Annotated in this window: 11 protein-coding genes; 5 read left to right on the plus strand and 6 right to left on the minus strand. The window is 67.6% G+C overall.

The features are described 5' to 3' along the window. Positions 1 to 19: 19 nt before the first annotated feature. The 5 genes from RU09_RS01155 to RU09_RS01175 are packed head-to-tail and all read right to left on the minus strand — an operon-like array spanning position 20 to position 4,885. Positions 20 to 1,516, minus strand: coding sequence for an amidohydrolase (locus tag RU09_RS01155; RefSeq protein ID WP_042536707.1), 1,497 nt, complete (start codon positions 1,514 to 1,516; stop codon positions 20 to 22). Continuing rightward, the gene (locus tag RU09_RS01160) at positions 1,513 to 2,154 is read right to left on the minus strand and encodes an FMN-binding negative transcriptional regulator (RefSeq protein ID WP_042536708.1); all 642 of its coding nucleotides are present in this window, start codon (positions 2,152 to 2,154) and stop codon (positions 1,513 to 1,515) included. The genes RU09_RS01155 and RU09_RS01160 overlap by 4 nt, the downstream gene beginning before the upstream one ends. A 23-nt stretch (positions 2,155 to 2,177) precedes the next feature. After that, positions 2,178 to 3,176, minus strand: a complete 999-nt coding sequence (locus RU09_RS01165) for an Fpg/Nei family DNA glycosylase (protein ID WP_042536710.1) — start codon at positions 3,174 to 3,176, stop codon at positions 2,178 to 2,180. Position 3,177: 1 nt separating this feature from the next. Then, complete coding sequence (locus RU09_RS01170; protein WP_042536711.1) at positions 3,178 to 3,663, minus strand: ribose-5-phosphate isomerase; 486 nt, start codon at positions 3,661 to 3,663, stop codon at positions 3,178 to 3,180. Positions 3,664 to 3,700: 37 nt separating this feature from the next. Beyond that, the gene (locus RU09_RS01175; RefSeq protein WP_042536712.1) at positions 3,701 to 4,885 is read right to left on the minus strand and encodes a ferrochelatase; all 1,185 of its coding nucleotides are present in this window, start codon (positions 4,883 to 4,885) and stop codon (positions 3,701 to 3,703) included. A gap of 124 nt (positions 4,886 to 5,009) precedes the next feature. Here RU09_RS01175 and pepN point away from each other — a divergent pair, with 124 nt between their 5' ends. The 4 genes from pepN to RU09_RS01195 all read left to right on the plus strand — a co-directional run bounded on the left by pepN (position 5,010) and on the right by RU09_RS01195 (position 10,810). After that, a complete protein-coding gene (gene pepN, locus RU09_RS01180) occupies positions 5,010 to 7,562 on the plus strand; it encodes an aminopeptidase N (protein ID WP_042536714.1) in 2,553 nt (850 codons plus the stop codon). A 73-nt stretch (positions 7,563 to 7,635) separates the two neighbouring features. Then, complete coding sequence (locus RU09_RS01185; RefSeq protein ID WP_042536715.1) at positions 7,636 to 8,709, plus strand: mechanosensitive ion channel family protein; 1,074 nt, start codon at positions 7,636 to 7,638, stop codon at positions 8,707 to 8,709. After that, entirely contained in the window at positions 8,706 to 9,155 is a 450-nt protein-coding gene (locus RU09_RS01190) for a globin (RefSeq protein WP_042536716.1), read from the plus strand. The genes RU09_RS01185 and RU09_RS01190 overlap by 4 nt, the downstream gene beginning before the upstream one ends. Then, a complete protein-coding gene (locus RU09_RS01195; RefSeq protein ID WP_042536718.1) occupies positions 9,152 to 10,810 on the plus strand; it encodes an FAD-binding dehydrogenase in 1,659 nt (552 codons plus the stop codon). Before RU09_RS01190 ends, RU09_RS01195 begins: the two co-directional genes overlap by 4 nt. A 14-nt stretch (positions 10,811 to 10,824) precedes the next feature. Here the strand turns inward: RU09_RS01195 and RU09_RS01200 are convergent, their stop codons facing one another. Continuing rightward, positions 10,825 to 11,490, minus strand: coding sequence for a hypothetical protein (locus RU09_RS01200; RefSeq protein WP_042536720.1), 666 nt, complete (start codon positions 11,488 to 11,490; stop codon positions 10,825 to 10,827). A 51-nt stretch (positions 11,491 to 11,541) separates the two neighbouring features. On the opposite strand from RU09_RS01200, the gene RU09_RS01205 reads away from it, so the two are divergent. Further along, positions 11,542 to 12,429 (plus strand): acyl-CoA thioesterase, encoded by an 888-nt coding sequence (locus RU09_RS01205; RefSeq protein ID WP_042536722.1) that lies wholly within the window; start codon positions 11,542 to 11,544, stop codon positions 12,427 to 12,429. Position 12,430 lies beyond the last annotated feature (1 nt).

Below are 12,430 nucleotides of genomic sequence, written 5' to 3' on the forward strand. Positions count from 1 at the left end.
CTTCTTCGTGCTCCGGATGTCAGGCGCCGTAGGTCAGACGCCCCGCCACCATCGTCGCCGTCACCGGCATCCCTCGCAGATCCGCACCGGAGGCGGTCAGCGGGTCGTAGCCGCACAGGGCGACATCGGCCAGCTCGCCCGGGCGCACAGAGCTGCGGACGCTCGCCCGGAGCGCCTGCTCGCGTGTCAGCCGCTCCTCGGGGTGCCACGGATCGCGGTCGTCGTCGGTGCGGGTGACGGCAGCGGCGATCGCCTGCCACGGATCGAGCGGTGCCACAGGCGCGTCCGATCCGAAGCGCAGCTCGACACCGGCGTCCCGCAGGGCGCCGAGCGGATAGCCGATCGAGGTCTGCCCTGCCCAGTGCCGGCCGACGAGATCTCTGTCGTCGAGAGCGTGCTGCGGTTGCACGCTCGCGATGATGCCGAGTCTGCCGAACCGCGCGAGATCGGCGTGACGCACCAGCTGGGCGTGCTCGATGGTGCCCACCGCACCAGACGCGGTGAAGGCATCGAGCGCGCCGGTGACGGCGCGGTCGCCGATCGCGTGCACGGCGACCGCGAGTCCTGCTCCTGTTGCGACGGTGAGCAGCTCTGCGAGCTCGGCCGGGGGCACGGTGAGCACCCCGAAATTCTCGGGATCACCCGGATACGCGTGTGAGCACGCGGCGGTGCGGGTGCCCAGCGAACCGTCGCAGATGATCTTCAGCGGTCCGACATGGATCAGGCCGCGCCCGGCTTCCGGCGCGTCCTCGTCCTGGTGCAGCTCACCCGACCTCAGGCCGGCACGGATGGCTCGCTCGAGGTCGAACGGATAGATCGCGAACTCGACGCGATGCGCGGCGAACCCCGCCGCGACTCGGCGTGGCCACGCATCGGCATTCCATGCCATGTCGAAGTCGACCAGCCCCGTGACGCCGCGGGACGCTGCTCTCTCCCCCGCGTCCCGGACCGCCGCATCGCCGCGAACAGGATCCACGGCATTCAGTCGACGAGAGATCTCGAACGCGTCCTGCTCGCGCAGCATCCCGTCGGCGCTGGCGAACCCCTCGAGTCGCAAGGCAGCCGAGTTGAGCCACGTGCTGTGCACGTCTGCATTTATGAGGTAGGTGGGGACCTCTCCGGTGACGCTGTCGAGCAGAGCGAGCGTCGGGCGATCCGGCCACATCGCATCGCGGAATCCGCTGCCCACCTTCCGTCCATCCGGCAGGGGTGCCGCGGCCGCCATGATCGCAGCAGCCTCAGACGCGGAGGCCGCGCCGCCGAGTGCGACTCGCTCCGCCGCCAGCGCCCACTGGACCGTGTGAACATGGTTGTCCCACAGGCCGGCCACCGCCCAGGCCCCGTTGCCCTCGAGGATCTCGCCCTGCGGCGCGACAGCTCCGGTGGGAGCGATGTCGCTGATGCGACCGTCTTCGATGAAGATGTCCACAGGCTCGTCGTCGATCAGGAACTCTCTTCCAGGGCCGGAGACCCGCACGCCGACGAGGGTGCCGACCCGCTCTCCGATCCCGATCACGAGCGACCTCCGACGCGCGCCTGCTGAACACGACGCATCTCGGCCGCGAGGGCGGGCTGCCTGTAGGGCCCGACGGCCTCGAGCTCGGCGATGACCGTCTCCACGGTCTCGGTCGGCTTGTTCTGACTGAGCTTGCGCTTGGCGACGACCCTGGTCGGGGTGAGTCTGAAGCCCACCGTCCCTGTGGCCAGGCGAGTGACGAACGCGGGATCGTTCGGCCGTTCCCACATGCGCCGTGGCTCCGGCATCCGTCCCTCGAAACGGTCGACCAGCCGGTCGAGCACGGCGAGGTTCTCTTCGTCGCTGAGGATCTCGGGAATCCCTGCGAGATGCACGGCCGTGTAGTTCCAGGTCGGAACCGACGGCACATCGCCGTACCAACCGGGCGAGATGTAGCCGTGCGGTCCCTGGAAGACGACGAGCATCTCCCCATCCCCCAGGCCGTGAATCAGGTCGTCCGGCCGCCCGACATGCCCCACGACCGTCAAGTCGTCATGGTCGTCATCGAGAAGAACGACGTAGTGCGAAGAGACCAGGCCGTCGGGACCGTGGCTCACGATCGTCGCCCAGGGATTGGCATCGACGATCCGACGGATCTCGGCCACATCCGCGAGCGTGAAACTGGGGTTCTGACGCATCCCCTCAGCCTATGGCCGACGGGTCACGCTTGGCAGCGCGGGCACCAGTACAGCTTGCGCGCGCCGATCTCCTCGAGAGCGATCTCGGTGCCGCAGATACGGCACGGCAGACCTGCGCGATGGTAGACCCAGTGCCGGTCGTCGCGGCTCGCCATCGCGGCGCGGTACGCATCGGGCGAGAGATCATCCATGGTCATCATCTGACCGGTCTCGACGCCGACGGCGAGGAGACGCACCCAGTCATGCCACAGGGCTCGCACGACGTCCTCGGGAACCTCTCGGCCGGGGGTATGCGGGTTCAACCGCTGGCGGAACAGCATCTCGGCCCGATACACGTTGCCGATGCCGCTCACCACGGCCTGATCCATGAGCAGGAGAGCGATCACCGTCTGCTTCTTGCGGACCGCCGCGACGAAGCGCTCCTCGTTCTGCACCGGATCGCCCACGAGCGGATCGGGACCGAGCTTCGCGACGCTGGCGAGCATCTCCTCAGGAGTCTGCAGCACGCATGCCGTGGGACCGCGAAGGTCAGCGGCGGTGATGTCGGTCATCAGACGCAGCCGAACCTGCCCGACGACCGGCGGCGGCCACTCGAGCCCCTCGTCAGCGAGACCCTTCGTCTGCTCCGACATGCGAACGTGCACACGGGTTCTACGGGGCGCGCCGATCGACGCCAGCGAGTTCTCTCCGGCATCGTCGAGGATCTCCTCATCCACCACCGTGCCCCTCTGGTTGGTCTGCCCCATGCGACCGTTCGCAGACGCGATGGTGGGGTCCACCAGGATGTCGCCGGCGAAGTCCCAGGCTCCGTAGAGACCGAGGTGCACGCGCAACCACACATCGCCTTCGGCCTCGAGGAACATCTGCTTGCCCACAGCCTGCACGCTGATCGCCTCGCGTCCGTTCAGGACGGCCGCCCCCTCGGCGAATCGTCCCTGCGGGCTCGAGGCGAGCATCGCCTTGCCGACGAAGTTCCGATCGAACTGACGAGCGATGCGATGGACGGAGTGGCCCTCGGGCATGTCAGGCTCGCGGGTCCGGAAGCAGCGAGCCGTCGCGCTCGAAGTCCGCGATCTGACCGATGCGGCGGATGTGACGCTCGTCTCCCGAGAACGGCGTGGCGATGAAGGTGTCGATGAACGAGGTGACCTCGTCGAAGGAGTGCTGACGCGCCCCGATCGAGATCACGTTCGCATCGTTGTGCTCACGGGCGAGCTCTGCGGTCGACGTGTTCCACACCAGCGCGGCGCGGACACCGGCGACTTTGTTCGCGGCGATCTGCTCGCCGTTCCCCGAACCGCCGAACACCACGCCGAGCGTCTCGACCCCGGCCCTCTGGTCCGCCACGACCGCCTGCGCAGCGCGGATGCAGAACGCGGGGTAGTCGTCGAGCGCGTCGTACTCGACCGGCCCGTGGTCGACGACTTCATGGCCTGCGCTGCGCAGATGGTCCTGCAGCTGCGTCGAGAAGTCGAGACCGGCGTGATCGGTGGCGATATGGATGCGCATGGCATCCATCCTAGAAGCGCAGACGGTCAGCGGGTGCTCACGGAGCCACGCCGGCCGCAGCCGGCTTGAATCCCGCCCGGACGTTCTCGCAGCAGCCGGGGCGGCACACATCGAACGCACCGGGCAGAGAGGTGACATGGGGGCGATCCTCGTTCGGACGACCCTCCAGGCGCTCGACGATCAGGTCGACGATTCCGGTGACGAACGACGGGGCGACTCCGGGCGTCGGAGTACGCGTGAAGGCGAGTCCCGCCTCCTCGGCGGCTTCGGCGGCCTCGGTGTCGAGGTCCCAGAGCACCTCCATGTGATCGCTCATGAACCCGACGGGCACCACGGCCACGGCCTTCCGGCCGCGTTCGGGCAGCTCGCCGATGACGTCGCACACATCAGGCTCGAGCCACGGCTGCGAGGCGGGGCCCGAACGGGACTGGTAGACCAGCTCCCACGAGACGTCAGCCGCTGCCGGGATGCTCTCACGGACGCGATCCATCACCCACGCGGCGACGGCGAGATGCTGCGCGGCATACGCGCCGCCCTCGCCCCAGTCGATGTCCCGCGCGCCCGAGCGCTCGGCATCCGCAGTCGGGATGCTGTGGGTGGAGAAGAGGATCTGGATGTCGGCCGGGGCGATTCCCTGACCGAGGAAGGTCTCCACGGCCTCGCGGACACCCGTCTCGAAGGACTCGACGAACCCGGGGTGGTCGTAGAAGGGACGGATCTTGTCGATCGTCACGGTCTCGCCGAGCTTCGTCTCCTCGAGCACTCGCGCGAAGTCCTCGCGATACTGCCGGCAGCTCGAGAAGGAGCTGTACGCGCTCGTGGCGAAGGCGAGGAGCGTCGTCTTGCCGTCGGCTGCGGCTTCGGTGACGACCTCTTCGAGGTAAGGACTCCAGTTGCGGTTACCCCAGTACACCGGAAGATCGATGCCGCGGCGCGCGAGCTCGCCCTCAAGCGCCTCCTTGAGGATGCGGTTCTGTCCGTTGATGGGGCTCACACCGCCGAAATGGCGGTAGTGGTGCGCCACCTCTTCGAGGCGCTCGTCCGGGATCCCCCGCCCCCGCGTGACATTGCGCAGGAAAGGTATGACGTCCTCCTGCCCTTCTGGGCCGCCGAACCCGGCGAGCAGGATGCCGTCATAGGCCACCGGGGTGGTCATATACGGCGCGCCGGAGGAAGCGGCATCGGAGGCAAAGAGGACGGTGTTCTGCTCGATCGCGGTCACCCGTCCATTCTTTCATCTCCTGGAAGTGAGTCAGGCCGCCGTGCTGGCGTAGGCTGTCATGGTTGCCGTGGGCGCCAACTGCGCTGGGTTGCGGCAGCATCCCCTCACCCCTGGGAGTACAGCTGTGCCTGGAGAGAACCTCACCCGCATCGAAGCGCAGGAGCGCCGCGACGTCATCGACACCCAGTCGTACGAAGTCTCGCTCGACCTGACGAAGGGTGCGGAGGTCTTCGGCTCCCGCAGCGTCGTCCGGTTCACCGCGACGCCGGAGAGCATCACCTTCATCGACCTGATCGCACGCGACGTGCGCGAGATCTCGTTGAACGGAGAGCAGCTCGACCCCGACGAGGTCTTCGCCGACTCGCGCATCGCGCTCGCCGGCCTGCAGGCCGAGAACGTCCTCGTGGTCGACGCGGACTGCCTCTACACCAACACCGGCGAGGGACTGCACCGCTTCGTCGACCCTGTCGACGGCGAGGTCTACCTCTACTCCCAGTTCGAGGTCCCCGACTCGCGGCGCGTGTTCGCCGTGTTCGAGCAGCCCGATCTGAAGGCGACGTTCCAGTTCACGGTGACGGCACCGGCGTCCTGGAAGGTCGTGTCGAACTCCCCCACGCCCGAGCCCATCGTCCACGACGACCACTCGGTCGCGACGTGGGGCTTCGAGCCCACGCCGCGCATCTCGTCGTACATCACGGCCCTGGTCGCAGGCCCCTACGAGGCGACGTTCTCCGAGCTCACCAGCTCCTCGGGCCGGGTCATCCCGCTCGGCGTCTACGGACGCAAGAGCCTGTGGCAGCACCTCGACGCCGACTACATCTTCGACAAGACGCGCGAGGGCTTCGCGTACTTCGAGTCGAAGTTCGGCGTTCCCTACCCGTTCGCGAAGTACGACCAGCTCTTCGTCCCCGAGTTCAACGCCGGTGCGATGGAGAACGCGGGGGCGGTCACCTTCACCGAGACGTACGTGTTCCGCAGCAAGGTCACCGACGCCGTCAAGGAGCGCCGCGTCGTCACGATCCTGCATGAGCTCGCGCACATGTGGTTCGGCGACCTCGTGACCATGAAGTGGTGGAATGACCTCTGGCTGAACGAGTCGTTCGCCGAGTGGGCGTCGACGATCGCGACCGCGGAGGCCACCGAGTGGACCGAGGCGTGGACCACTTTCAACGCGATGGAGAAGACCTGGGCCTACCGCCAGGATCAGCTTCCCTCGACCCACCCCATCGTGGCTGAGATCAACGACCTCGAAGACGTGCAGGTGAACTTCGACGGCATCACGTACGCGAAGGGCGGCTCGGTTCTCAAGCAGCTCGCCGCCTGGGTGGGCATCGAGGCGTTCTTCGCCGGCGTCTCGCAGTACTTCCAGAAGCACTCGTGGGGGAACACCGAGCTGAGCGACCTTCTCACCGAGCTCGAAGCCACCAGCGGACGCGATCTGAGCACCTGGTCGAAGAAGTGGCTCGAGACCGCGGGCGTGAACACGCTCGAACCGGTGATCGCAGACGACTCGGACGGCACCATCACACGATTCGCCGTGACGCAGACCGCTCCGGCCGACTACCCGACCATCCGTCCGCACCGGCTCGGCATCGGGTTCTACAACCTCCAGGACGGCGCACTCGTGCGCTCGCACTACGCCGAGGTCGACGTCGACGGAGACCGCACCGAGGTTCCCGAGCTGCATGGCCTCGCGCGTCCCGACCTCGTGCTGCTCAACGACAACGACCTCGCCTACGCGAAGATCCGCCTCGACGAGCGCTCCCTCGCCACCGCGATCGCACACCTCGCCGACATCAGCGACCCCCTCGCGCGCTCCCTCGTCTGGGGCGCCGCCTGGGACCAGACCCGCGACGCCGAGACCGCGGCCTCCGATTACATCGACCTGGTGCTCGGCAACATCGGCCGCGAGACCGAGTCGACCACGGTCCGCACGACGCTCGCGCAGCTGCGCACCGCCGCCACGCTCTATGTCAGGCCAGAGGCTCGTCTCGCCGCTCGCCAGAAGGTCGCAGACGGACTCTGGGCTCTTGCAGAAGCCGCCGAATCGGGCAGCGACAGCCAGCTCCAGTTCGTGACGGCCTTCGCGAACGCCCTGGTCACTCCCGAGCACGCGGGCATCGTGGGGCGCCTGCGCTCCGGCGAGGAGACGCTCCCGGGCCTCGAGATCGACGCGGACCTCAGCTGGCAGCTGCTCGTCGGACTCGCCACGATCGGCGCGACGGATGCGGCATCCATCGATGCCGCGCTCGCGTCTGACAACACGTCGAAGGGCGGCGAGTTCGCCGCGCAGGCACGTGCGGCGCTGCCCGACTCCGCCTCGAAGAAGGCGGCGTGGGCGTCGCTGATCGAACGCGACGACGCTCCGAACACGATCGTGCGGTCTGCCGCGCTCGGCTTCGTGCACCCGGCCGGCGCCGAGGCTCTTCGCGAGTTCGTGCCCGCGTACTTCGACATGCTGGTGCCGATCTGGGAGTCCCGCAGCTACCAGATCGCGCAGTATCTGATCGTGGGCCTGTTCCCCACGGCCATCGCCGATGTCGAACTGCGCGACGCGACACGCGCGTGGCTGTCGGCCAACCAGGACGCGGCACCGGCGCTGCGCCGTCTGGTGCTCGAGAACCTCGCCGACGTCGAGCGCTCGCTCGCTGCGCAGTCCCGCGACGCGGAGGACTGAGCCCGCTTCTCCCATCAGGCCTCTGCGCGATGCGTCCAGCCCGCGCAGAGGCCTGATCGCTACTCTGGAGGGGATGATGCAGCCATTCGACACGACGCCCGACCCCGCAGAGACCGTTCTCCCCTCCTGGTGGATGGACGTCGTCACGGTGCTGCGCGATGTGGGCCTGCAGGCGCTCGGAGTGGTCGCGATCATCGCCGGCTGCGTTCTCATCGCTCTCTTGCTCCGCGTGGTCATCCGCCGCGTCGTGCATCGCATCGTCGACAGCGCGAAGAACAAAGCGGCCGTCGACGACACTCAGGCATTGGAACGCTCGCCGCTCGCTGACATGCGTCTCGTGCAACGCACGCGGACTCTCGGCACCATCCTGCAGAACATCGTCAACGTGATGCTGGTGGTCATCGCGATCGTGCTCGTGGTCAATCACCTCGCGCCGACGCTCCTGGGCTCGCTGACACTCCTCACTGCTGCTGTGGGCGCCGGTCTCGGTTTCGGCGCTCAGAACATCGTCAAGGACGTGCTCAACGGCATGTTCATCGTGGCGGAGGACCAGATCGGAATCGGCGATGTCGTCGATCTCGGCCTCGCCTCGGGCGTGGTCGAATACGTGAGCGTGCGCATCACGCAGGTGCGCGACGTGAACGGCACGCTCTGGTACGTCCGCAACGGCGAGGTGCTTCGCATCGGCAACATGTCGCAGGGCTGGGCCAGGGCGATCATCGATCTCGGCGTGCCGGTGGACGCCGATCTCGAGAAGGTCGAGCAGATCATGCTCGACACGGCTCAGGCTCTCGCGAAGGATCCGAAGTGGCGCACCCGCATCATCGAGAAGCCCGAGCTCTGGGGCCTCGAGTCGATCGACGGCGACGCCCTCGTCGTGCGGCTCGTCATCAAGGCTCGTGCCAACGCCAAGGACGACGTCGCGCAGGAGCTGCGTAAGCGCCTACGGGCCGCGATGCTCGAGAACGAGATCCTCCTCCCGAGCATGACCACCGTCGTCCCCACCGGGCTCGAGGGCGCCCGTCGCGTTCGGGGTGCCAATCCCCCCAAGACACGTCCGAACGCCGTCACCGGCGTTCCCGTCATCCCGGATCGTGGAATCTGGCGGCGCAAGAAGACGAACGATGACGGGAGCTCCCAGAAGTGACGTTCTACGACGAGGTCGGCGGGCACGACACCTTCGCGAAGATCGTGTCGGTCTTCTATCGCGAGGTCGCCCTGGACCCGGTCCTGAAGCCGATGTACCCCGAAGAGGATCTCGGCCCTGCCGAGGAGCGACTGCTGATGTTCCTGGAGCAGTACTGGGGTGGCCCCACGACCTATGGGGAGACGCGCGGACACCCACGCCTGCGGATGCGTCATATGCCGTTCCACGTCGACCCCGACGCTCGTGACAGGTGGCTCCGGCACATGCGAACGGCTTTGGACGAGGCGCAATTGTCGCCACTCCACGAATCGACGCTGTGGGACTACCTCGAACGCGCCGCGTATGCCATGGTGAACACATTCGAGCCGTCCGGCATCGGCGCACCCTCGGCCGGGCGCCCCACGCTCGAGACGCGATCACGTCAGGAATCAACGGAGAGCACATGACGAACACGCCCCTGTCTGCAGACGTACTGGTCATCGGATGGGGGCTCGCCGGTCTTGTCGCAGCGGGTGAGGCGCTGGATGCCGGTCGTCGTGTGATCCTGGTCGACCAGGAGCCGCGCACCAACCTCGGCGGGCAGGCATGGTGGTCGTTCGGCGGCCTGTTCTTCATCGACTCTCCCGAGCAGAGGCGGATGGGCATTCGCGATTCGCTGGCCCTCGCCACGCAGGACTGGTTCGGGACCGCATCGTTCGACCGCCCCGAGGATCACTGGCCGCGTCGGTGGGCCGAGGCCTATCTGCAGTTCGCGGCCGGAGAGAAGCGCTCGTGGTTGCGCGAACGCGGAGTGGGTTTCTTCCCGGTGGTCGGCTGGGCCGAACGCGGAGGCTACGGTGCGCTCGGTCCCGGCAACTCCGTCCCTCGATTCCACATCACCTGGGGCACCGGGCCGGGTGTCGTCGCGCCGTTCGCCGCCGCGGTCGAGCAGGGCGAACGCGAGGGACGGATCACGATCCTCCCCCGCCATCGCGTGACGGAGCTGATCACCACCGACGGAGCCGTCACCGGCGCGCGCGGCACGATCCTGGAGTCGAGCCCCGCCGCTCGCGGCGTCGAATCGACGCGGCGCGCGATCGGCGACTTCGAGATCAGCGCGGGCGCCACGATCGTCTCCTCCGGCGGTATCGGAGGAAATCACGACCTCGTGCGCGCTGCCTGGCCGGCAACCTTGGGCGCGCCTCCTGAGCACATGCTCACGGGAGTGCCCGCATATGTGGACGGATCGATGCACGCCGTCTCGGAGTCTGCCGGTGCGCGTCTCGTCAACGGCGACCGCATGTGGCACTACGTCGAGGGAATCACGAATTGGAACCCCGTGTGGCCGTCGCACGGCATCCGCATCCTCCCCGGCCCGTCTTCGCTGTGGCTGGACGCGACGGGCAAGAGACTGCCCGTGCCGCTCTTCCCGGGCTTCGACACGCTGGGCACACTCGCCCACCTCCGCAGCACCGGCCACGACCACTCGTGGTTCGTCACCTCTCGCCAGATCGTCGAGAAGGAGTTCGCCCTCTCCGGAAGCGAACAGAACCCCGATCTCACCGGCAAGGATGTCGGGCTCCTCGTGAAGTCCCGACTCGCCAAGGGCCCGACGGGGCCGGTGCAGGCGTTCCTCGACGAGGGAGAGGACTTCATCGTCGAGAACGACCTCGAATCGCTGCTCGAGCAGATGCAGCGGCACCCCGGCGGAGAGTCACTCGACATCGATCATGTGCGACGAGAGGTGATCGCGCGTGACCTCGAGATGGAGAACGAGTTCACGAAAGACACCCAGATCGGCATGCTGCGTTCGATGCGCGGCTACCGTGGCGACAAGCTGATCCGCACCGCAGCTCCGCATCGTCTTCAGGACCCGGCAGCCGGCCCTCTCGTCGCCGTCAAGCTCCACGTTCTCACCAGGAAGTCACTCGGCGGGATCAACACCGATCTCGACGGCCGCGCTCTCGGTGCCGACGGCGAACCGATCCCCGGTCTGTATGCCGCCGGCGAGGCGAGCGGATTCGGCGGCGGCGGTGTGCACGGTTACCGGGCGCTCGAGGGCACGTTCCTCGGTGGGTGTCTCTTCTCGGGACGCCAGGCCGGGCGCGCCGCCGCCCGTTGAGCTCGTGGTCCGCGCTACTGGGCGGAGCCGGTGCCCCTGACAGCTGTGAGACCGGCCGCGACGGGTCCTCGAGCGAGAACGTGACCGCGCCGGAAGGCGAGTCGAGTCCACCGCCCCGACTGCATCACCGGAACGTCTTCCTCACCGGAGATGAAGCCGAACGCGTCGGCCGCGAATGCGACTCCGCGAGGCAGGCCGCCGAGATCCTCGTCGGGCTCCCCCCAGATGGCTGCACGAAGCGCTCTGACGGCTTCCTCCCCGGACCCGGGCGTCGCTCCGCGCGCAACTGCGCTGATCCCCCACTGCGCGCGTCGAGCGATGACGGATGCCGCCAGGGTCGACGTCGGCTGCCAGTGGCCGCGCGGTGGAGCGACTCCGGCCCACGCGGGTGAGAGCCCTGTCTCCGGCAGGGTCAGCGCGCTGTCATCGTCTGTCGCGGTGAGCGAGGAGACGACGACATCGCACTCGAGCTCAGGATCCACCTGCACGACGCGCATCGCCAGCACTGTCGGGGTCTGATCGAACAGACCGTGGGGCGCTAGAGCGGCTCCTGTGAGCGCGAGAACACCTCTGGCCGCCTGCAGCCGAACCCCCTCATCGGAGATTCGGGTCGCTCGCCCGAGGAAGGTCAGTACGTCCTTCGCGGTCTCGGCGTCTGCAAGAAGAAGCTGGTGGGGCACACCCTCTAAACTAGCAACGCCAGCGGCATCCGCCGTCGCGGGAAGGAACTCATGACCGCCGACGCCCACGCGATTCGCACCGTCGAACAACTCCTCGACGTACTGGACCTCGATTCCACTCAGGCCCGCACCACCGAAGACATCTTCACCGGATCTTCGCATCCGATGCCCTCCGGGCGGATCTACGGTGGTCAAGTGCTCGCTCAGAGCCTCCTCGCCGCGGAACGGACGCTCCCCGAGGATCGTGCGGTGCACTCCATGCACGGGTACTTTCTGCGGCCGGGCGACGCAAGCCAGGGCATCACGATCGCCGTCGACCGCATCCACGACGGCCGATCCTTCTCCACCCGTCGTTCGCAGGCGTATCAGAACGGTGTGCCGATCTTCTCGATGATCGCCTCCTTCCAGGACGACGATCCGGGCATCGAGCACGCGGTTCCCATGCCTGAAGGAATTCCGGGTCCGGACTCTCTGCTGCCCGACGAGCAGCGCGTCGACGGGCTGCCGCCCGGCGTTGTTCGGATGCTCAGCGATCGCGCTGCTGACGTGCGCCACATCGACTCACCGATGTTCCTGCCGAGCGCGGATTCCCGCGTTCCTCAGCAGGGCGTCTGGATGCGCATGAAGGCACCGCTTCCCGACGACCAGCGCATTCACCGGGCGGCTCTCGCGTATCTCAGCGATATGACGATCCAGGAATCGATCCTTCGCGCCCACGGCGTGTACTGGGGGCTCCCGGGGTTGAAGGTGGCGAGCCTCGACCACGCGATGTGGTGGCACCGGCCTGCGCGCGTCGACGAGTGGCTGCTCTACCTGCAGGAATCGCCGAACGCGCGCGGGGGCCGCGGCCTCGCTCAGGGACGCATCTACACGCAGTCGGGCGATCTGGTCGCCTCTGTCGCCCAGGAGATCATGGTCAGGGTGCCGTCCCCGGCCTGAT

Source organism: Microbacterium sp. MEJ108Y, assembly GCF_000834175.1.
Lineage (GTDB): Bacteria > Actinomycetota > Actinomycetes > Actinomycetales > Microbacteriaceae > Microbacterium > Microbacterium forte.

Bases quoted from the DNA above. Each gene is read 5' to 3' on its own strand.
- RU09_RS01160 (WP_042536708.1), bottom strand. From the start codon at position 2,154: ATGCGTCAGAACCCCAGTTTCACGCTCGCGGATGTGGCCGAGATCCGT.
- RU09_RS01165 (WP_042536710.1), bottom strand. From the start codon at position 3,176: ATGCCCGAGGGCCACTCCGTCCATCGCATCGCTCGTCAGTTCGATCGG.
- RU09_RS01170 (WP_042536711.1), bottom strand. From the start codon at position 3,663: ATGCGCATCCATATCGCCACCGATCACGCCGGTCTCGACTTCTCGACG.
- RU09_RS01185 (WP_042536715.1), top strand. From the start codon at position 7,636: ATGATGCAGCCATTCGACACGACGCCCGACCCCGCAGAGACCGTTCTC.
- RU09_RS01195 (WP_042536718.1), top strand. From the start codon at position 9,152: ATGACGAACACGCCCCTGTCTGCAGACGTACTGGTCATCGGATGGGGG.
- RU09_RS01205 (WP_042536722.1), top strand. From the start codon at position 11,542: ATGACCGCCGACGCCCACGCGATTCGCACCGTCGAACAACTCCTCGAC.